Raw genomic sequence first — 22,901 nt, 5'->3', positions numbered from 1 at the left:
AGAGGAGCAGCTACATGGCAAGCAGGAGCGGACTACTCGTATCGTTCGTACGATCCAAATGGTACATCTATGCTTCCGGCGTGTCCTTCACGCTGGCGGCGAACCTATTTCAATCGTATTACCCGAAGGTGCTCGGCAATTTCACGGATCATCTGGAGGGTCAGGGCTTGACGCAGTCGGGGGTCATCGACGCGAGCGTGGCGCTGCTGATCATCGGCCTCGCGTACGGGATTTTGGGCGGCATCGGGCAATTCCACATCATGTACGTCGGACGGCTGTTCGAGAAATATACGCGCAAGAAGCTGTTCAAACACTTTACGAAGCTTGGCGAGCAGTTCTATTCCAAGAACGGCGTCGGCAAGCTGCTCAGCTATGTGATGAACGACGTGACGACCGTCCGGGAGTCGATCTCCATGGGCGTCAACCAGACGGCCAACGCGCTCATGCTCATCGTGTCGGCAGTCGTCATGATGGTGGTCAGCGACATTCCGCTCTATCTCATCCTGGTCTGCATCTCGCCGCTGATCGCGATCCCGTGGATCGTCGTGAAGATCGGTCCGGTCATCCGCGCGCGTTCGCATGCCGTGCAAGAATCGCTCGGCAAGATGACCGAGTCGGCCGAGGAGCAATTCGGCGGCATCCGGGTGACGAAGAAATTCGCCGTGGAAGACACCATGAACGGACGCTTCGGCCGAACCGTCGACGTGATTAAGGACAATCAGCTGAAGCTCGTGCGCGTATCGTCGTTTTTTCAGGCACTCATTCCTTTTCTTGGGGCGCTGTCGCTCATCATTACGCTCGCGTACGGCGGCTATTTGACGCTCTCGGGCGAAATCACGCTCGGCAATTTCGTCGCGCTGACGCTCTACGTGCGGATGATGGTCAATCCGCTGCAGGCGATCGGCAACGTCATCAATACGATCCAGCGTTCCCGCGCTTCGCTTGAGCGCTTGAACGATCTTTTGAACAAGAAGCCGGAAATCGTGGAGCACGAGCGGGCGGTCGACGTCGATTGGGCGCATGCCTCGCTGGATGTCCGCAATCTGACGTTCTCGTATCCCGGCACGGAGAAGGAAGCGCTCAAGGGCGTCTCGTTCTCGCTGCCGCCAGGTAAGACGCTCGGCATCATCGGCAAGACGGGCAGCGGCAAAACAACGCTCGTCAAGCTGCTGCTCCGCGTCTTCGAATCGCCGGCGGGCACGATCGCTATCGGCGGCACCCCATTGAGCGAACTGACGATGGAAAGCCTGCGCGGCGGCATCGCCTACGTACCGCAGGACGGATTCCTGTTCAGCACGACGATTCGGGACAATATCGCGTTCTTCCGCCGCAGCTCGGAGCTGACGCTCGTGGAGAAAGCCGCGGAGCAGGCCAAGATCCGCGACAGCATCAAGAGCTTCCCGGAAGGTTTCGAGACGAAGCTGGGCGAACGGGGCGTTACGCTCTCCGGCGGCCAACGGCAGCGGACGGCGCTTGCGCGCGGACTGCTCATGAATGCGCCGATCCTCATTCTCGACGACAGCGTCAGCGCGGTCGACGCGGTGACGGAGACGGCGATCATCGATACGATCCGCAAGGAGCGCAGGGATAAGACGACGATCCTGATCGCGCACCGGATCAGCGCCCTGAAACATGCGGACGAAATCATTGTCATGGATGAAGGACGCATCGTGCAGCGAGGCACGCACGAAGCGCTGCTCAAGCAGCAAGACGGCATCTATGCGATGCTGAACGCGATACAGGAGGAGGGAAGCAGCGTTGGCTAGAACGATGAAACAAGCGGCGACGGGCGGCGCGGCCGAAGACCGGCAGCAGGCCGACCAGCCCAAAACGAACAACAGCTCCGCGTACAAGGGGCTGTTCAATTACGCCAAGCCGCATCTGTGGACGTTTCTGGGCGTCTTCGGCTGCATCATTGTGGCCATTGCGGCGGATTTGCTGCAGCCGTACTTGGTGAAGATCGCCATCGACGATCATTTGACGAAGGGCGACAAGAACGCCAATACCCTTTTACTCATCGCCGGGATCTATCTCTTGCTGTCGGCAGGAGGCTTCGTCTTCACCTATCTGCAGAACAATCTGCTCCAATACGCGGGCCAAAGCATCGTCGCCGCGATCCGCAAAAACCTGTTCCGCCATATTACGAAGCAGTCCATGTCCTACTTCGACCGGGTTCCGAGCGGCAGCTTGATCACGCATGTGTCGAGCGATACGGAGACGATCAACCAGTTCTTCAGCCAGGTGCTGCTGAGCGTGCTGCGCGACGGTCTGACGCTCGTGTTCATCATCGTTCTGATGTTCCAGCTGGACGTGCAGCTGACGATGTACTGCCTGATTTTGATCCCGATCATCGCGGTCATGGCCATCTCGTTCCGCTCCTACATGCGCAAGACGTACCAGATGACGCGGACGAATCTGTCGCGGCTCGTGGCGTTCGTGGCGGAAAATCTCGCGGGTATGCACATCATTCAAGTTTTCCATCAGGAGAAGGAGCAGCAGAAGCAGTTCTCCGAGCGCAATCAGACGTATTTCCGCTCCAACCTGCGGGAGATTCGCACCAACGTGCTGTTCAACCGCTCGTTCGATATGCTCGGCAACTTGTCCGTCGCGTTCGTGACATGGATCGGCGGCAAAGCGGTGCTGGACCATTCCGTGCCGTTCGGCGTGCTGTTCGCGTTCATCACGTATATCCGGCAGTTCTTCCAGCCGATCAACAGCATTACCCAGCAGTGGAATACACTGCTGTCGGCGTCGGTGTCGATGAACCGGATCTGGTCGATTTTCAATACGGTGCCCGAGGTGCAGGACAAACCGGGCGCCGCGGTCGATCTATCCGCCGTGAAGGGTCAAATCGACTTCAATGGGGTAAAATTTGCCTATACGGAAGGCCAGCCTGTCATCCATCATCTCGACCTGCATGTACGGCCCGGCGAAATGATCGGCATCGTGGGCACGACGGGGGCGGGCAAGAGCTCCATGATCAGCCTGCTCTGCCGGTTCTACGACGTGAAGGCGGGCAGCGTCACCATCGACGGGATCGACGTCCGCGACATGCCGCAGGAGCGGCTGCACCGGCTGATCGGCCTCGTGCAGCAGGAGCCGTACCTGTACTCCGGCAGCATCATCGATAACGTCAGACTGTTCGACGACCGCGTGACGCGGGAAGAGGTCATTCAGGCATGCAGGCTGGTCGGAGCGGATACGCTGATCGCGGGCATGAAGAACGGCTACGATACGCTGCTGTCGGAGCGGGGAAGCGGGCTGTCGGCAGGCGAGCGACAGCTGATCTCGTTCGCCCGCATCATCGTGTTCAAGCCGAAGGTGCTCATCCTGGACGAAGCGACGGCGAACCTGGATTCCCATTCCGAGCAGCTCATTCAACGCGCGCTGGCGGTCGTCTCCGAAGGACGGACGACGCTGGTCATCGCGCACCGGCTGTCGACGATCATGAACGCCGATCGGATCATCGTCATGGCGCTGGGCGAAATCGTCGAGGAAGGCAAGCATCGCGAGCTGCTTCAGCTCGGCGGCTACTACGCGGAGCTCTACCGGCATTCGCAAGGCCGCGCCGAAGCGTCCGGCAAGGCGGGAGCCGGCGCCCCTGCCATCGAAGCGGGCTGAATAGACATTCCCGATCAAGTTATGAGATAATGAGTCACTGTTGAATTACGGCTACCAGTTAGGGGTCTGGCGAATGGAATTGTTTCTGCTGATTTTGGAAATCTTGCTTGTCAACATCGTACTGAGCGGCGACAATGCCGTCGTCATTGCGCTGGCCAGCCGCAACCTGCCGAAGGAGCACCGCCAGAAGGCGGTCTGGTGGGGCGCGATGGCCGCGGTCGGCCTCAGAATCGTGTTGACGGTCGTTGCCGTATATTTGCTTAAAGTGCCGTTCATTCAAATCGCGGGGGCGCTCCTGCTGTTCTGGGTCGCCGTGTCGCTGCTGAAGGACGATGGAGAAAGCAAGGACATTCAGGGCGCAAGCTCGCTGTGGAAGGCGATCCGCACGATCGTCGTGGCGGATTTCGTCATGAGTCTCGACAACGTGCTCGCGATCGCCTCCATCGCGGAGAATCGGATCTGGATCATGGCGATCGGCGTTGCGCTCAGCATCCCGATTATCGTATGGGGCAGCCAGCTGATCATGGTGCTGCTGCATAAGTTCCCGATCTTCATCTTTATCGGCGCCGGCATCCTCGGCTACACCGCCGGCGAAATGCTGCAGGAGAACGAGTCGCTCGCCAAGGTCATCCTGAGAGTGGCGGATTGGGCGGACGAAGCGTTCCCGTTCGTCTGCGGGCTGCTCGTCATCGTGGTCGGCTACGTGCTGCAGAAGCGGGAGCGTTCGCGGGTGCAGGAAGCGCACTGATCGTTGGAAACAAACGCAATCGTTCGCCATTGGCCAGGCTTGGAATGAACCATTCCGGCCTGGCCTTTTGGTATGTCCGCTTACATGATAACGGAGAGGAGGCTGTTCCTGAATGAACCTGCGCGCGAACCGGATGAGCGCCGAAGAGGCGAGCGAGATCGCCGGATGGACGTATGAAGCGCCGTATGAATTCTATAACAACGAACCAAGTCCCGCCATGATCCGAGAACTGATGAGCGAACCTTACTTTACCGTATATGACGCGGCAGCCGGGCCTGTGCCTGTCGGATTCTTCTGTTCGGGAAACGCTGCGCAAGTACCGAACGACGCGTATCCCTATTCGGCGGATTATGTGGATATCGGCATCGACATGCGGCCCGATCTAACCGGAAAAGGAAACGGCGGGCCGTTCTTGGCCTTCGTGCTGGAGCAGATCGGCCAATCGTTCGGAGAGCGTCCGTTCAGGCTGACGGTGGCCCGGTTTAATCAACGGGCGATCCGTCTGTATGAACGTTTTGGGTTTAGCCGGAGGCACGAATTCGTGAAGGGATCGACGACATTCATCGTGATGGTGAGACCGTAGCAAACAGCTGCCGCAGGCAGACAGGCGGGGAGAGCCTGTCGCGCCGGGCGAGCCAGCCGCGGGCGCCGGCTTGCGGAGCAGCCGGGCGGCGGGGACCTGCCGCCCCGGGCAAGCCAGCCGAAGGCGTCGCCTTGCGAGGGCAGTGTCAGGCGGGGAGAGCCTGCCGCGCTGGGCGTGCCAGCTGAAGGCGTCGGCTCGCAGTGCAGTCAGGCGGGGGAGGGCTGCCGCGCCGGGCAAGCCAGCCGAAGGCGTCGGCTGGCGGGGGCAGTGTCAGACGGGGAGAGCCTGCCGCCCCGGGCAAGCCAGCCGGAGGCGTAGGCTTGCGGGGGCAGACAGGCGAGGAGGGCTGCCGCGCCGGGCGAGCCAGCCGAAGGCGTCGGCTGGCGGGGGCAGACAGGCGAGGAGGGTTGCCGTGCCGGGCAAGCCAGCCGGAGGCGTAGGCTTGCGGGGGCAGACAGGCGAGGAGGGCTGCCGCGCCGGGCGAGCCAGCCGAAGGCGTCGGCTTGCGGAGCAGCCGGGCGGCAAGCCTGTCTCCTCGGGCGAGCCCGAAAGCAGCTGGTGCTGCCAGCTGGTTGCTGCCGAGAAAGTGCTCGGTTCTTCGACATTGCCCATGCCGACAAGATCGTCTTCATGGGCAACGGACACAGAAGCCGTTATTTTGTTAAAAACGGTATATTTGGGGTGGTGAACGGACACAGGAATCGTTATTGCCTCCGGAGAGCATCAAAAGTCTGCCTATTTGACGAAATAGAGGATCCTCTGTCCGCGAGCATTTAAAAAGCTATGAAAACAGGCGAATAACGGATCTCCTGTCCGGGTTCAGTGCTTTCGAAGACAGTGCTGCTGCCTATTCCTCCTTAAGCGACGTGATTAGCTTCGGATCAAGCTGGAAAACGGGAAAGTGGCCGCCGCTACTGCCCGAGGTCCGCCGTTCAAATAATACCAGCCACTCAATGTCTCTACCATGGGTTTCCCTACGATCTGGTGCCGAAAAGTCCAATGGACTTTTCGGCTTTTTTTTTTTTTTTTTCGACGACTCTCATTTCGTAGAAGAGCCCTCGATTTAAAACCAGCCGCTGCCGCAGGCAGCTGTAACACCAGCTTCAGCGGCGAGAACCTGCCGCCTTCGGGCAAGCCAGCCAAAGGCGCCGGCTTGCGGAACAGCCAGGCGGCGAGAACCTGCCGCCCCGGGCAAGCCAACCAAAGGCGCCGGCTTGCAGCGCTCCAACGTAAAGCGTGCCTCGCAAGAGACAGCAGGCGGTTCGCATCGCGAGCGCCCCTTGAGCGCCCAAGGTGAAGTGTGTGCCGCGAGGGACAAAATGAGGCGGCACATTCGTATTTAATGAGAAGCTCCGGGCAGTTTGAGCTCGGCAGCTGCCGCAGGCAGCTGTAACACCAACTTCGGCGGCGAGAACCTGCCGCCTCGGGCAAGCCAGCCAAAGGCGCCGGCTTGCGGAACAGCCAGGCGGCGAGAACCTGCCGCCCCAGGCAAGCCAGCCGAAGGCGCTGGCTTGCGGCGCTCCAACGTAAAGCGTGTCCCGCGAGGGACGAAAGCGAGCCCCGGCACGTACTGGCTCCCAACCGTCTCTGCGGCGCATGACGTTCTCATGGTCCCGCAAGGGACAGCAGGCAGCTCGCGAGCGCCGAATGGGAAGTGTGTCCCGCGAGGGACGAAAACGAGGCCCGGCACCGACGTCTCCCGAGTGCGCTGCTCTGTAGCATCGACGTTATACCATTCCGGGTGTCCAGAGGGCCGGAGGCCCTTGGGGTCCCCCTGGAGAGGGGGATTTAGGGGGTCGCGCCATGCGATTTAGGGGGTCGCACCACGCAGTTTAGTCATAAAAACACTAAAAATAGCACAATAAAGCATAGCTTTTTATTGATACTAATTGTATCATATTAACGCATGTCAGAGCAGAGTTGAGAGGAGATGAAGGAATGAGCAGGAAGTTCAAATGGCTGAAGACGCTGAGCTTGATGAGTCTGCTGCTGGGCAGTTCGAACGGACTGTTCGCGGCCGGTCAGGCGAGCGCGGATGCCGGGGACGGAACGGGAAGCGCCGTGACGTTCGACGGAACGGGCAAGTTCAAAGACACCTTAGACACGCTGGACAATGTATTTCTGGAATCGGGAGTAAGTGCTGCAGACGGGTTGGTTACGGGCCCGGGCGACTTGTATTATTACGCCGGCGACACCAGCTTCAAAGGCGTGACGATTGATGTAAACGCTAACAAATGGAAGTTGAATTTCACGGCCTCCGACGAACTGAAGGTGTTCGAGGCTACGTACGACAGCGGCACGGGCACGTTTACGGACGGTCAGGAAGTAACGATGGTGCGGAAGCTGAAGCCGGACCTCGTGACCGATCACTCACAACTTATTGCCTCATACATCTCCGGCCCGGTAGCGGCGGGAACCAAGTATCTACATATCCGACTGCCGCAGGCAAGCCATTTTAGCGATCCGGACAGCTATGCGGACTTCGCCTTGGATAATGTAACGTTGACGAGCACGGCGTCCACGGCGCCGGTGAACGACTACATCTCCGACAGAATGGAGGATTTCACCAAGCTTGCTTCCAGTGCGGATACGAGCAATCTGAACGTCGTCAGCTTCGCCAGCTCGATTTGGGACGCGCGGACATTCACCAACCTGGCGATCGTCGAACGCATTGACGCGACGAAGGCCGATCAGGGGCTGACGTACGAGGTGCCGGAAGGCAAGGAGGCCAAGAGCGTATATGCGGAAGGGTATTTCAACTTCATCCCTTCGAACTATTTCGAGGTCTGGGCCTCGCCGGACGGCGTGACGTACACGAACGCCACGCAAAGCAGCTCCTACCATAAACCGATAACCGCATACGGCCCCGACTGGCTGCCGACGACGATCGACATCGGCAATCTGCCAGCGGGCACGCGCTTCGTGCAAGTCCGGATGCCGGCCTTCACGTCGGGCGAGCTGTACGGCATCAAGCATCCGCGGATGACCCGCATCGCGGTGGGCTACGGCGATCCGTCGGACGATGGCGGCGGTACGCCGGTGGAGACGCCGGGGCAGACGACCATCAAGCAGGCGACGGGTCCGATCACGATCAACGGCACCGTTGAGCTGGACGGCAACGGGAATCCGACGGGCGAATGGCAGGGCGCGAACGCCATTACGCTGGAGGGCATTACGGACGGGGACGGCGATTATCACGGCGCCAAGGTGTATTTCAAATACGACGCCGACAATCTGTACGTGGGCGCGGTCATTCAAGATCCGACGCCGATGATCAACGAGAACACGGGCAACGGCATCTGGGCGGGGGACAACCTCGAGCTGTTCCTCGGCACGGAGGATCTGGACTACAGCCAGCATCCGGACATGAAGAACACGATGCTCGAGAGCGACGTGCAGGTCGTCATCAGCGGCAGTATCAGCAACGGCCCGCAATCCTACGTGTACCGCAACTCGAGCTTCATGTACCCGTCGATTCCGCTGGCGGGCACGAAAGCAGAGGACGGCAAGAGCTACACGCTCGAAGCGGCGATCCCGCTCAGCGAGATCGGCCTTACGAATCCGTGGGATCACAAGAGCCTGCTGCTTAACTCCGTGCTGAACGACGGCAGCTCGAGCGGACGCGGCCAGTGGGGCTGGACGACGACGGGCGAATCCGTGAAGAAGAACAGAGGGCAGTGGGGCAAGGCCGATCTTGAAGTCGGCACGGCTCCCGCGCAGGACGTCTCGGTGGACGTCAATGTCAACGGCGAGACGAACCTGATTACGGTTTCCGGGCAAGCGGCAAGCGTGACGGGCAGAGACATTACGCTGCTCGTGACCGATCCGAACGGCGCGATCGCTTATATCGATCAAGCGCCGAGCGATGCTCAAGGCCATTATTCCTTCACGTTCCCGATTACTGGCAGCGCTTACGCGAGCGGCGTCTATACGGCGACCGTCGGCGGCGACGGCATTACCCGTCCGACGAGCGCGACGTTCTCGTTCACGCCGGGCGAGCCGGGACCGGTCAATACGGACGAGCCGCGCGGCACGCTGAGCGCGCCGGACTCCGCCGTTGCCGGCGGCACGGTCAAGCTGGCAGCGGGCTTCCTGGGCGGGGGCGGGCAAAGCTTCAATATGATGCAGGCCGTCATTCATTACGATCCGAATAAGTTGAGTTTCGCGATCGATCCGGAAGATGCCGATCGGCTCGCTTCGGGCGTCGTCGAATCCGCCGTACCGGGATTGAGCGTGCTCGATGCCGCGATCAAACCGGAGCTCGGCCAAATTCTGGTCGTTCTCGGCAGCACGGCACCGGATTTCTCCGCGCAAGGGCATCTGTTCGACTTGAACGCATCCGTGAAAGCAGATGCAGCCGCGGGCGAGACCGGCGTTTCGATGCAGCAATTCCAGCTGTCGAACGACGCCGGGGTCATTAACGCGGCGGACAGCTCCGTATCCTTCTTGTTGACGGCGGCAGACCACTCCACGCTGGTCGCGGCGATCGCAAGCGCGCAGGAGAAGCACGACACGGCGGTGGCAGGCAGCGAAGCAGGCCAATACCCTGCAAGCGCCATTACCGCGCTGCAGGACGCAATCGACGCGGCGCAAGCGGTTGCCGATAACGCGGCTGCGAGCCAGGACGAGATTGCGGCAGCGGTCAGTGCACTGAATGCTGCGGTCACGACGTTCCTGAACAGCGTCAACGCACCGGTAGTCGTAACCGACAAAACGGAGCTTCAGCACGCGATTACTGCTGCGCAGTCGACGTACAACAAGGCAACAGCGGGCACGAAGGTCGGCCAATATCCGCAAGCGGCCAAAGACGCGCTGTCGTCGGCCATCGCTGCGGCGAACGGCGTGTACGCGAGCGTCAGCGCAAGCCAGTACGTCGTTGACCAAGCGGTTGCAACGCTGCAAGCGGCCGTACTGACATTCAAAGGCCAATTCATTGCGCTTGTACCGGGCGCAACCCATATTACGATTCAGGATCTGTCCATTCTGGCGAAATACTTCGGCAAGACGTCGGACGATCCGGAATGGGCTAACATTGCGAAGGCGGACCTGTTCGACGAAGGCGAGATTACGATTCGTTCGCTCGCCGCAATCGCGCAAATGATTACGAATGACTGGCTGAACGACTAACATAACGATTCCGGGAACTGCGGCTCGTCTGCTTCCGGGCGGGACGCGCAAGGCGCGTTCCGCTCCGGGCAGGCGGCGCGGGGATCGGGGAAAGAAGGCATCATGATTAAACGAGCGTTCGCGTTGCTGCTGTTGATCGGCTTGACGCTTACGGCCGGATGGCCGCCGATGGCATTCGCCGGCGGCAGTCCGTCCGTTGCATTAACGATCGACAAGCCGGCGGCGGCTGTCGGCGCGGAAGTGAAGGTCACGGTCACCGGCAGCTCGCTTACGGATGTCTATGCGTACGAAGCCGCGCTCCGGTACGACGACAGGCGATTGAAGCTGAGAACGGCCGTCAACATGGCGGACGGCTTCTCCATCGACCCGATCGTCAAGGATGGCACGATTACGCTCGCGCATACGAAGGTCGGCAAGCGTTCGGGCGACAGCGGCACTGTCGTGCTGGCGACGCTCACGTTCGTGGCGCAGGCGGCTGGACCGGCCGAAATATCGCTCATCCGGACGAAGCTGGTCAATGCCGCGCTTGGCGAATCGATCGTGAAAGGCGTCAGCCGCGCGAAGGCGATCATCGGAGGCGGGGCACCGCTTACCGATATAGCCGGGCACTGGGCGGAAGAAGCGATCAAGCGGGCGGCAGGACTTGGATTCGTGCAAGGGTATGCGGACAACCGCTTCCTGCCGAACAAGCCGGTCACGCGGGCCGAATTCGCGGCGATGCTTGTCCGAGCAATGAACCCGGCGTCTCTGAATGCCAACGCTCCTGTATTCAAGGATGCGGCTGCGATTCCCGCCTGGGCGAAGGACGCAGCGACTACCGCAATCCGTGCAGGCTGGATTACCGGTTACGAGGACTTAACGTTCCGCGCCGGCAAGCCGATTACGCGCGCCGAATTGGCGGCGATGGCGGTTCGCGCCATGGGCTGGCAGCCGGAAGCGGCGTCGAAGCCGGATTTTGCCGATTCGGACGCCATTGCTCCGTGGGCACGTCCTTATGCGGCGCTGTCCGCCGAACGGAAGCTGATGGGCGGAAGAGGCCAGCAGCGCTTCGCGCCGAACGAACCGACGACCCGGGCGGAAGCGGCGGCGATATTGGTCAGAATGTACGATGCGAAGATGAATGAAGGAGGATTAACGAAATGATAGCGAGCAAGCGATGGAAAGCAAGCCTGATGGCGGCTTTAGGCGCGTTAACGCTGCAGTTGGCGGGCGTCGGCAATTTCGCGTCCGGCACGGCAGCGGCCGAAGCAGCCGGTATCACCTATTATGTGGATGCCGTAACCGGCAATGACGCCAACAGCGGAACAAGCGCGGGCCAGCCATGGCGGACGCTGAGCCATGTCAGCTCGGTGGGCGCTGCGGGCCAGCTGCATCCCGGCGATGAAGTGCTTTTGAAATCGGGCAGCGTGTGGAATCAGTCGCTCGACGTTACGTTCTCGGGCAGCGCGGACGGCCAGATCACGATCGGCTCCTACGGCGGCGACGTCAAGCCGATCATCAACGGCGGAGGCGGCGGCTACGGTGTACGGATCGAGAACCATGAATACATCACGGTGCAGGACATTGAAATCACGAACTTCAATGCCGCGAACCCGAACGATTACAAAACGGAGTTTCACCGGCGTTCCGGGGTCTGGGTCATCTCCCATCATGAAGGCCCGATGAGCGGCATCCAGCTCAAGGACCTGGATATTCACGATGTGGCGGGCATCTCGGTCAGCGGTGAAGATTGGGTCACGGACACGGACGGGGAAACGGTCAACAAGAACCACAACGCGGCGATCATGGTTAATGCCTGGGAGTGGGAATCGAATGTTCCTGCCGATAAGCACGCGTATTTCAAAAACCTGCTGATCGAGAACAACCATATTCACGACGTGCAGACGATCGGCATCAATATGGACGGCTTCGCGAACGATACGTCGCAGTATCATCAGAACGTCGTTGTTCGGGGCAACACGATCGAGCGGACGGGATCGGACGGCATCGTCCTCGGCGTAGCCAAGAACCCGCTGATCGAGAACAACGCCGTGTACGACGTCGCGATCAACTCGTATGATTTCAAGTGGATCGCCGGCGTCTGGGTATGGAAGACGGACGGCGCGATTTTCCGGCACAACGAAGTGGCCCGGGTGCATTACTTGAACGCCGCTTCGACCGACTCCTCGGCTTTCGACACCGACATCGCCGCGCAGGGCGATCATTTGTACGAATACAACTATTCGCATGACAATGCCGGCGGCTTCGTGATGGACATGGGCCAGCTGCAGAACGGCACGAACTATTACCGTTACAACGTCAGCCGCAACGACCAGCATCACCGCTCGTCGGGCAAGACGGTGGAAGTGCACGATAACGGATTGTTCTTCAACAACGTGTTCTACAACGACAACGGCGACGGCTTCCTCTTGTCGGACAATCCGAAGTCGACGTATATCAACAATATTTTCTATACGTCGCAGGGCAGCCAGCCGTATCCGGCAAGTCCGAAATTCTACAACAACGATTTCTTCGGCGCTACGCCGCCGAGCCAAGGCGTCCGCAACTTGAACGTCGATCCGAAATTCGTCGGTCCTACGGGCGGCGACGGCATGGATAAAGTGAATGGCTTCAAGCTGCGGGCCGATTCGCCGTTGATTGGCGAAGGCCGCGTCATTGAAGGCAACGGAGGCAAGGACTTCTGGGGCAACACGCTGTATACTGGCTCCCCGGATATCGGGATATTCGAAGATCCGGCAAGCGCGAAGAGCGATACGTCCGCGCCGTCCGCGCCGACGGGACTGGCCGCGCAGGATCGGACGGATTCCACGCTGAAGCTGACCTGGACGGCGAGCGAGAACGGCGTGCCGCTGGATGCCGACATCTACAACGCATCCACGAACGAGAAAATCGCGTCGGTCATCATGGCTAATTCGGCAACGCTGACAGGATTGACCGCAGACACGGAGTATTCCTTCTATGTGAAGGCGCGCGACTTGTCAGGCAATGTCTCGCCGGCCAGCGGCACATTGACGGTCCGGACGACAAGCGCATCCGTCATCGTGGACGATGCGGACGCTGCGAAGACGGGCACGTGGACGGCGGCGACCGGCGGGAACGCGAACGGCTACGTGTACACCGCGAAAGGAAGCGGCGCGAAGACGATTAAGTGGACGCCGAATTTGCCGCAGAGCGGCTACTATGCGGTGTATTACTGGCTGCCTCCGCGGGCATCCAACGAGAGCAGAGCGACGAACGCCGCATTCAACGTGCAGTTCGACGGCGGCTCGAAGGCGTACACGGTCAACGAATATACGTCGCCGTCGGGACAATGGCTATTGCTCGGCAACCATAAGTTCGCGGCCGGCACGGGCGGTTCCGTGACGCTCAGCGACTTGGCCAACGACAAAGTCGTCGCCGACGCCGTGAAGTTCCAATACCTGGCCGACTTCGGACTGGACAGCATCGCCACGGTGTCTGTCGCGCCTGACAAGTCGCAGCTCAAGACGGGCGACACGACGATCTTGGCCGTCATCGGCGCAGACGCGGCAGGCAAGACGCTCGATCTGACCAAAGAAGCGGTCGCCATTACGTATTCAAGCGACGCGTCTTCCGTCGCCTCCGTATCGGCGCAAGGCGTCGTAACCGCTGTTGCCGCAGGCACGGCCCATGTGCAGGCGGTCGTGACCATTAACGGCCGCGACATCGCCTCTGCTTCTGCGGCGATCATCGTCGGCAACGGTTTGACCGTCTCGACGCCGTCGTTCGCGAACGGCGACGGCACGCCGCTTGCGTCGTTGCAGCCGAGCGGCATCGTCAAAGTCTCGACGACGATCGTCAACTCCACGGACGCCGATCAGAGCGTGTCATTGATCGTGGGCGTGTACAACGCGAACGGATTGCTGGTATCCACGACGGAGAACGCGAATGTGAAAACCTTTACGAACCAGACGCTGACGGCTACGGTCGTGCTGCCGGCGAATACGAACGGCGTGAGCATCCGCGCATTCGTATGGGACGGCAAGTCGATGATGCATCCGCTTGCGGGCAAGACCATCTTCCCGCACTGAGAGGCGGCGTCTGACCGTTGTCTTGGCTGATATGGAAAGCCGGAAAGGGAGAACGCCAGAAAGGTAGAAATGTAGTAAGACAGGAAGGCAGACTGGCGCTTCAGCGAACCGGCTTGAAGCCGTTTATTCCGAAGGGAGACTTGCGACGATGAGAAACGCGGTTCTGAAATCACCGGCGCGCCCGCTGCCCGCGCGGTTGCCCGCATTCCTCCATAAGCGGCTTCGAGTCATCGTATTGACTGCCGTCGCGCTGCTGCTGGCCGTTATCGCCGTCGTCGCGCTGCTCGTGCAGCGCGGCGGAGGCGACTCCGGGCTGCGCGTTGCCGCCACCGCGGGCGGGGAGCCCATAGTCAAGGAAGAGCTCCGGCAGGCGATCGCGGCGCAGAAGGCGAAGACGGCGGCATACTTCAAAGCCGCCTACGATGCCGACGACGAACCGGGCTTCTGGACGAACACGTACGGAGGCGAAGTGCCGCTGACGAAGCTGAAGCAGGATGCGCTTGCGCAAGCCGTGCAGCTGAAGGTGCAGCAGGCGATGGCGAAACGGGAGGGGCTGACGGACGATATCTCGTACGCCTCGTTCCTGAAGCAATTGAAGGCGGAGAACAAGCGCAGGGCGCATGCGGGGAGCGACGATCCGGGCGTATACGGTCCGGAGCAATACACCGCGACCGCCTACTACAGTCTGCTGAACTCCAATCTGATCGGCGCCTTGAAGGGCAGGCTCGAGGCAAGCATGACCTGGTCGGACGACCAGCTCCGCGCCTTCTATAACGCGCATGCCGACGAGCAATTCACGGAACGGGCGGCGATTCAAGCCGAGGCCATCTCCGTCCCGTTCGGCGACGGCGCGGCGTTCACCGCCGACGAGGCGGAAAGCGCGGCGGCGTCCATCGCGGCCAAGCTCGATCAAGGCTTGTCGGCGGAGGAAGCCGCGGCGGCATTCCAAGGCAAAGCGGCCGTAACGGCGATCAATCTGGACGCGGATACGGCGCGCGAGGCTTCGCTGGAGACGCCGAAGCTCGTCTCGGCGGTACAGCAGCTCCAGGCGGGCGATCATTCCGCCGCGTTCCGGGAGAACGGCGCTTTCGTCGTCGCCGTCGTGACGGCGCGCGGAGCGGGCAAGACGCATCCGTTCGAGGAGGTCAAGGAGGCCATCGCGGCGCAGCTGGCCGACGAAGCCTACGACGCGCTGGTCGCCAAGGCCGTCAAGTCGGCCGCGGTCGTCATCGATCACGAGGTTTACGACGCGATCGGCCTCGACTAGGCGGCAGCCGCGCTTTGCCGGCTGCGGCATGACAGCAGGATCTGCGTGCCGGCTGACGTTGCGTGCCAGCTGACCGTGCGGACCGGCTAACCGCGCAAAATCGGCCATCCGCGCCGCGCCAGCGAGCCGTTCCCCGTACCATCCGGCCGTTCGAACCGGCCATCTGCGTGACCGGTTAAGCATCCCTTCATACGATCACGGAAGTGCAACAGCCGAGCAGCCCGCTCCCATTCGGAAGCGGGCTGTTTTTTTTATGTGAAATTCAAGGGTTTTTCGATTTCGTTCAGAATTAAAAGAGGAAGAATTTTGTAAATTGAAGCGGAATATTGTCGAATGAAGGCGGAAATGGTCATGGAGATCGGCGATATAAAGAGGTGGATCGTATGCGGTTCTTTAACGTAAGGACAAAATTGATTTTCTCCGTCTTGATCATTCTATCCCTATCCTGCGTGCTGATCGGCTGGTTCTCCTACGGAACGGCCTATAGGCAGGTATCCAAGAAGACGCTCGAGGGAATGCGCCGGAATGTCGAAATCCTCAACTGCTCCATCGAGCAGACGATCGAGCTGCGCAAACGCGAAACGCTGCTCATCGCGGGCTTGACGAATGCCGGGGACATCGGGCCGCGCCAAGGGGACGAAGACCCGGCGATTCGCGCGATGCTCGACGGGCTCATCAAGCAAAATCCGGAAATGGGCAATCCGCTCGTGGCGTCGGATCAAGGCGCTTATATGATTTCGCCGAAGTCGGCCGTGTTCACGGATCCCGATTACGATCCCCGAGGACGGGACTGGTACAAGCTGGCGATGGCGAACCCGGGCGAAGCGATGCTGTCCCGGCCGATCCTGTCCAAAGTGAAGGATGCCGGATACGTGGTGCCCGTATCGGCAGCGACGGCGGACCGACGGGGCGTGTTCGTCATTTCCATTCCGCTGGCCGAATGGACCCGCAGCGTGAATCAGTCGAAAATCGGCGAGAGCGGCTTCGTCTATATGCTGGACAGCGACGGGGGCTTCATTGCCGGCCCGCAGGGAGCGATCGGCACGAAGGCCGAGGCCGAGCCGTATGCCTCGATCCTTGCGCGGCCGTCGGGCGCGATCAGGTACAAGGCGGATGGCCGGCAGAAACAGGCGATCTTCCTGACCAATGACCTGACCGGATGGAAGATCGTCGGGGAAATCGATCAGGAGGAGATCAATCAAGCCGTTCGTCCCATCTTCCAAACGACGCTGTTCGTCCTGCTCGGCGCGCTTCTGCTGTCGGCGGGCATCATTTCGCTGATCATCCGTTCGATTATCCGGCCGCTCCATACGCTGGCCGCCGCCTCCGATCGGATCGGCGAAGGCGATTTGTCGGGGCATGTGACGATCGACAGCGACGACGAGTTCAAGAAGCTGGGCGATGCCTTCAATCATATGGTCGATTCGCTGCGCACGTTCGCCTTCTACGATCCGCTGACGAATTTGCCGAACCGCAGGCAGTTCGCGAACAGCATGCAGCGTGCCGTCGAGCATGCGGAAGCGGCCGGCGCGAAGCCGGCGATCGTCTTCCTCGACATCGACAACTTCAAACGGATCAACGATACCCTCGGCCATACCGTGGGCGATGGGCTGCTGGGGCAGGCGGCGAACAGGCTGACGACCCATTTTGGCGCGGAAGGCACGGTTGCGCGGTTCGGCGGAGACGAATTCGTCATTCTGCTGGAAGACGCGCCGGACCGGGAACGATTGAAGGCGTTGATGGATACGATCGGCGAGCTCTTCCTGCCGCCCTTCATGATCCAGGAGCAGCGGATTGTCGTGAAGGCGAGCATAGGCGCCGCCGTCTATCCGGAGCACGGCCTGTCGGGCGAGGAGCTGCTGAAGAACGCGGATACGGCGATGTATCGGGCCAAAGAGCTGGGCAGGAACAACGCGCAATTCTTCGAGGGCGGGATGAACGACGCCGTCGTCAAGAAATCGCGGATGGAGCAGGCGCTGCGCACGGCGCTGGACAACAACGAGCTGAGCGTGCATTACCAGCCGCAGCTGGAGACGACGACGGGCCGCATACGGGGCTTCGAAGCGCTGGCGCGCTGGCATCACCCCGAGCTGGGAGCCATCTCGCCGATGGAATTTATTCCGATCGCGGAGGAAGCGGGACTGATCGGGCGGATCGACGCATGGGTCATGCGGGAGGCATGCCTCAGAACGGTCGAATTGCAGCGCGCGTTCGGCAAGCCTTACAGCATCTCGGTCAACGTCTCGGCGGTAGAGCTGAGACAGTCCGGCCTGGCCGAGATCATCGCGCGGACGCTGCGCGATACGAAGCTGCGGCCGGAATGCCTCGAGATCGAAATTACCGAGAGCGTATTGATCGACTCGCTGGAGAGCTCGACCGCCGTCCTGCGGGAAGTGGAGCGCCTGGGCGTGCGAATCGCCCTGGACGACTTCGGCACCGGCTACTCCTCGCTCAGCTACTTGATGTCGCTGCCGATCCATACGCTCAAGATCGACAAGTCGTTCATCCAGAACATGGCCGCCGCGGCAGGCGAGAAAGCGATTGTCGAATCGATCATCGCGCTCGTGCATAAATTGGGACACCAGGTCGTCGCCGAAGGCATCGAAACGGAGGAGCAGCTTGCGCTGCTTAAGAATTGGGATTGCGACTATGTGCAAGGGTATTTGCACAGCAGGCCGGTCCCCGAGCCCGACCTGCCGAGCCTGATTGCCGCGCGCGAGGCGGCTGCCGCCGTCGATCGCGGTTAGCGGCATGATGCGCCGCACGGCAGAGCGAGGCCCCGCAAGGCTATCCTTCCAAGCGGCAGCGCCGAAAGGATAGCCTTCTTGTTGCGTTCGCTAGTATAATGTTGGAACAGGATTTCCCTTCCAACGGTTGTGGGCGGCAGGAACGGGCGCGGGGATCGTAGAATGTGTTATCGCATTTTCGACCCCGGAGTGCTACGCTAGGATTAGATCTAACGGATTAGGAGAGTCGTGTTTGAATGCGGAGGCGGGTAGATCGTCATGGTTCGGAAAAAACGTACGCTGCGGTATAAATTCATCATCGGCTTCATCATTGTCACCGTTCCTCTCATCCTGTTTCTATTCTATAACAACTATTACGCGATGAACGTCGTGCGGGAACAGGTGTCGCAGTCCAACAGCAACCTGATCTCTACCCAGGCGGCGAAGCAGGACATTGCCCTGGGGCAGACCGTCAGCTACCTGCTCAAGCAGACGGCCAGCAATCCGTCCTACCCGAATTTGTTAACGCTCTCATCGTATCCGGAGGAGAGCGGCGACTACTTCTTCGCCAAGCAGTCCTTGCTCAATTCGTTCGATCAGGACCAGGGCTCCTATAAGGAAGTCGATACGTTCTTCGTCTATCTGGACAAGCCGAGCAGACTGATCACGAGCCAGCGCTCGTACGGCGAAATCGAGCGGTATCACCATGTGCTCGACGAATACTTGTCCAATACGAAGCTTCGGCAAGTGCATGCGTGGGATATCATCCAAACGGAAGACGCCAATTATTTCGTCCGCATCGAGCGGGTGGCCGACGCCGCGATATTCGTCGGCGCCTTGATCAAGGCGGAGACCTTGATCGACGAGCTGAACGCGGCGCCGCTCGATTCCGGGCTGGAGGAGCTGCTCGTCTCCAACGCGGGCGTGCCGCTCACGGCAACGACGCTGACGGACGAAGACGTCGCGAATATCGAGCACAGCTTGAAGAAGCCCGGCAGCGAGGCTTACCGTAAGTTCAACCGCGAGAGCGGCCTCGGCTATCTGGCCGTCAGCGCCGCGTTCGCGCAGGCGCCGGCGCACATGATCGCCATCGTGCCCGAGAACAGCCTGCTGAAACAGCTGTTCTATTTTCAGTGGGCGATCTATCTGATTCCGGTGCTGGGGCTGATCGTTATCGTATTCTATTCGATCTTCCTCAAGCGGACGCTGCTCAAGCCGATGCAGGCGCTCATGTCCGGCATGCGGCGAATCATGCACGGCGACCTCAGCGTCCGGCTGAAGGAAGGATCGTCGTTCGAGTTCGCCTTCCTCATCGATACGTTCAACGGCATGGCCGGCCAGATCAGCCGGCTCAAGATCGACGTGTACGAAGGCATGCTGAAGAAGCAGGAGGCCGAGTTCAAGCATTTGCAGGCACAGATCAACCCGCATTTCTACCTGAACTCGCTGAATATTATCTACAGCCTCTCGTCCCTGCGGAAGAACGACCTGGTCGAGAAGATGACCGAGCATCTGGCCGATTATTTCCGCTTCATTACGCGGGCGCACCGCGAAACCATCACGCTTTCGGAAGAAATCGACCACATCTCGAACTATTTGGAAATCCAGAAGCTGCGCTTTCCCGACAAGCTGGCGTTCGAGGTCGATATTCCCGGCAGCTACGCCGAATATCCACTGCCGCCGCTCACGATCCAGCCCTTTATCGAAAACGCTGTCATTCACGGTATGCCGGAGGAGGAACGGCTCTACGTCATTTCGATTGCGGTCAACCCGCTGCCGAATGGCGGCGGCTGCGAGATCGTCATCGCCGATAACGGCCGCGGGCTGCCGCCGGATAAGCTGCGGCAGCTGCAGACCGGCGCCTCGGAGAGCGGCGGGGAAGGGGCCGGCGGGCTCGGCATCTGGAACGTCAAGCGCCGGCTCGGCATGATTTACGGTGACCGGGCGGAGGTCCGGTTCTCCGCCGGCGAGCCGGCGGGCACGGTGATCGGCATTCGGCTGCCCGTGGAACGGGATAACGAAGGAGGAGACAGCGATGTATAACGTGCTCGTCGTCGATGACGAGAAATATGCCGTTGAGGCGATCATGAATTGTATCGACTGGCCGTCGATCGGCGTTACCGGCTTGTTCAGCGCCTACGGCGTCAAATCCGCCAAGGAGCAGCTGCAGGCGAACCCCGTCGATATCATCATATGCGACATCGAGATGCCCGGCAGCAACGGGCTCGATCTGCTGGAATGGGTGAACGAGCATAAACCGGACACGCTGACGATCTTCTTCACCGGCCATGCGAATTTTGCGTATGCGCAGCAGGCCATCCAGCTGGGCGGCTTCGATTATTTGCTGAAGCCGGTCAAGCACAAGCAGATCGCGGAGGTCGTCTCGCGGGCATGCGAGAAGCTGCGGCAGGAGCGGAACAAGCGGGACTACTCGGAGCGGTACGAGAAGTACGCCCGGCTGTGGGAATCGCAGAAGCCGCTGCTATGGGAGAAGTTCTGGCGGGACGTGCTGGAAGCGCGCGTCATGCCGGGCGGCGGGCGGCTTACGCAGGCCATCGAGACGTACGGCCTGCCGATTACGCCGCAGACGCGGGTCAGGCCGATTCTGCTCAGCGTCGAGGAGTTCCGCGAAGCGTTCAGCAAGCGGGACGAGGAGATTCTGGAGTACGCGCTGCTCAAGAGCGCGGAGGAGATGTTCCTGGATTCCCGAAGGGGCGCCGTTATCCGGGATGCGGGCGGCGTGCTGTTCGTGCTGCTCTACGAAGACGAGGGGGCGCTCGGCGAAGAGCAGCTTGCCGACGTGTGCGGCCGATACATGCAGGCGTCGTCCGCATACTTCTATTGCCGCTTGTCCTGCTACATCGGCGAGCCCGCGGACATCGGCGGGCTGACGGAGACGTATCATGCCTTGCTGGAGATGGAGCAAAGCAGCGTGGCGGCATCGGAGACGGTCATGTTCCTGCGGGAGTTCGGCTTCGAGCGGAGCGGCCGGCAGCAGGCGCAGGCGCCGGCCTGCATCGACTGGGCGGAATGGATCGTCCTGTTCGAGGCGGGCAAGAAGACGGAGCTGCTGGAGCGGCTGTCCGCGGCGTTCAAGGAGCTCGCCGGACAGCCGGTGACGCACGAGTCGCTGGAGGCCGTCTATTATTTGCTGCTGCATATGGTGTACCATGTCTCCCACCGGAAAGGCTGGCCGGCCAAGGAGGTCGTCGGCGCCAAGCTGCTTGGCGGCGAAAGCTCCGCGACGCGGTCGCTTGCCCGTCTGAAGAGCTGGGCGGAGCGCCTGCTGACGGCCGGCATGGACTACTTCAGCCAGCATGAAGGCGATCACCGCGCGAATATCGAGAAGGTGAAGAATTACATTCAGGCGAATATCCGGGACGTCAACCGGGAGGATATCGCCGCGCACGTCTATCTGAATTCCGCGTATCTGTCCCGCCTCTTCAAGAAGGAGACCGGCCAGTCGCTGATGGACTTCATTATTCTGGCCAAGATCAATCAGGCGAAGATTCTGCTCACGGAGACGAACCAGAAAATCAGCGATATCGGCGATGCCTTGGGCTACGAGAACTTCTCGTATTTCGGCAAGGTATTCAAGAAGACGGTCGGCATTACCCCGCAAGAGTATCGCAAACGCTATCAGAGCATCGTCGGCTGACCGCGGCGCGCGCGGTCCCGGACAACCTCAACCCCTGCCAAGCTGCTTGGCGGGGGTTTGTCATAATAACGTCATCTATGTCATTTCTGTTCCTATCTGCTCCCATCGATCTCTTCTACAATAGGTCTAGAACAAAATCGATGTCGAAATAAACATGAGGTGAATGTACTGAACACGGAATTGAGAAGAAAACGCTTTTCGTTCGGCCGCAAAGTATATAAGAACCGCTACTTGCTGCTGATGATGCTCCCCGGAACGCTCTACCTGCTGATCAACAACTACCTGCCGATGTTTGGCACGCTCATCGCCTTCAAGAAAATCGATATGAACTTGCACTACTGGTGGCTCACCAGTCCATGGATCGGCTTCGACAACTTCAAGTTTCTGTTCAAGACGTCGGATGCCTGGATCATTACCCGGAATACGGTGCTGTACAACGCGCTGTTCATTACCATCACGCCGGTCATCGCCGTCACCTTCGCGATTCTGCTCAATGAGCTGCGCAACCGGATCGCCGCGCGATTCTATCAGAACATCATGTTCCTGCCCTACTTCCTCTCAGCGGTCGTCGTCGGCTATCTCGGCTATTCCATGCTCAGCGTGGAGTTCGGCTTCATCAATACGCATATTCTCGAACCGCTCGGCATGGATGCCATCGCCTGGTACAACGAGCCCAAGTATTGGCCGTACATTCTTCCGCTCATCTACATCTGGAAGAACATCGGTTATTCCACGGTCATCTACTTGGCGGCCATCGTCGGCATCGATAACGAATACTACGAGGCTGCCCTAATGGACGGCGCGTCCAAATGGCGGCAGGTCGTCAGCATCACGCTGCCCCAAATCCGGCCGATCATTATCATTCTTATGCTGATGGCCGTCGGACACATCCTGAACGCCGACTTCGGTCTCTTCTATCAGGTGCCGCTCGATTCCGGCTCGCTGTATCCGACGACCAACGTTATCGACACGTACGTGTACCGCGCGCTGCTTTCGCTAGGCGACATCGGCATGTCCTCCGCGGCAGGCTTGTACCAATCGGCAGTCGGCTTCGTGCTCGTCTTGACCGTCAACCTGATCGTCCGCAAAGTCAATAAAGAGAGCGCATTATTTTAAAGAAGG

At 60.1% G+C, this 22,901-nt stretch carries 12 protein-coding genes; all 12 read left to right on the top strand.

Translation table 11 applies throughout. The annotated features are described in order from the left end of the window. Positions 1-14 precede the first annotated feature (14 nt). The 12 genes from GXP70_RS26250 (at position 15) to GXP70_RS26195 (ending at position 22,895) form a co-directional block, all read left to right on the top strand. Positions 15-1,766: an ABC transporter ATP-binding protein gene (locus GXP70_RS26250; RefSeq protein WP_162359546.1), complete on the top strand. Its 1,752-nt coding sequence runs from the start codon at positions 15-17 to the stop codon at positions 1,764-1,766. 4 nt (positions 1,767-1,770) lie between these two features. Then, positions 1,771-3,621, top strand: a complete 1,851-nt coding sequence (locus GXP70_RS26245) for an ABC transporter ATP-binding protein (protein WP_162360688.1) — start codon at positions 1,771-1,773, stop codon at positions 3,619-3,621. A 73-nt stretch (positions 3,622-3,694) separates the two neighbouring features. Further along, positions 3,695-4,369, top strand: coding sequence for a TerC family protein (locus GXP70_RS26240; RefSeq protein WP_162359545.1), 675 nt, complete (start codon positions 3,695-3,697; stop codon positions 4,367-4,369). A 112-nt stretch (positions 4,370-4,481) separates the two neighbouring features. Next, positions 4,482-4,952 (top strand): GNAT family N-acetyltransferase, encoded by a 471-nt coding sequence (locus GXP70_RS26235; protein WP_162359544.1) that lies wholly within the window; start codon positions 4,482-4,484, stop codon positions 4,950-4,952. Between the two features lie 1,938 nt (positions 4,953-6,890). Then, on the top strand, positions 6,891-10,079 hold the full coding sequence (locus GXP70_RS26230; protein ID WP_162359543.1) for a sugar-binding protein: 3,189 nt from the start codon (positions 6,891-6,893) through the stop codon (positions 10,077-10,079). 102 nt (positions 10,080-10,181) lie between these two features. After that, a complete protein-coding gene (locus GXP70_RS26225) occupies positions 10,182-11,222 on the top strand; it encodes an S-layer homology domain-containing protein (protein WP_162359542.1) in 1,041 nt (346 codons plus the stop codon). Next, positions 11,219-14,128: a golvesin C-terminal-like domain-containing protein gene (locus tag GXP70_RS26220; protein ID WP_162359541.1), complete on the top strand. Its 2,910-nt coding sequence runs from the start codon at positions 11,219-11,221 to the stop codon at positions 14,126-14,128. Before GXP70_RS26225 ends, GXP70_RS26220 begins: the two co-directional genes overlap by 4 nt. Positions 14,129-14,276: 148 nt before the next feature. Further along, positions 14,277-15,395, top strand: coding sequence for a peptidylprolyl isomerase (locus GXP70_RS26215; RefSeq protein WP_162359540.1), 1,119 nt, complete (start codon positions 14,277-14,279; stop codon positions 15,393-15,395). Positions 15,396-15,778: 383 nt separating this feature from the next. Beyond that, positions 15,779-18,142: a bifunctional diguanylate cyclase/phosphodiesterase gene (locus tag GXP70_RS26210; protein WP_162359539.1), complete on the top strand. Its 2,364-nt coding sequence runs from the start codon at positions 15,779-15,781 to the stop codon at positions 18,140-18,142. A 258-nt stretch (positions 18,143-18,400) separates the two neighbouring features. Then, positions 18,401-20,164 (top strand): sensor histidine kinase, encoded by a 1,764-nt coding sequence (locus tag GXP70_RS26205; RefSeq protein ID WP_162359538.1) that lies wholly within the window; start codon positions 18,401-18,403, stop codon positions 20,162-20,164. Next, a complete protein-coding gene (locus GXP70_RS26200) occupies positions 20,157-21,779 on the top strand; it encodes a response regulator transcription factor (protein WP_162359537.1) in 1,623 nt (540 codons plus the stop codon). The genes GXP70_RS26205 and GXP70_RS26200 overlap by 8 nt, the downstream gene beginning before the upstream one ends. A gap of 168 nt (positions 21,780-21,947) precedes the next feature. Then, positions 21,948-22,895 carry an ABC transporter permease gene (locus GXP70_RS26195; protein WP_404822371.1) on the top strand — a complete coding sequence of 316 codons (948 nt, stop codon included), beginning with the start codon at positions 21,948-21,950 and terminating at the stop codon, positions 22,893-22,895. Positions 22,896-22,901 lie beyond the last annotated feature (6 nt).

The organism is Paenibacillus lycopersici (genome assembly GCF_010119935.1).
Taxonomy (GTDB): domain Bacteria; phylum Bacillota; class Bacilli; order Paenibacillales; family Paenibacillaceae; genus Paenibacillus_Z; species Paenibacillus_Z lycopersici.
This window is presented reverse-complemented; position numbering and strand designations above follow the sequence as displayed.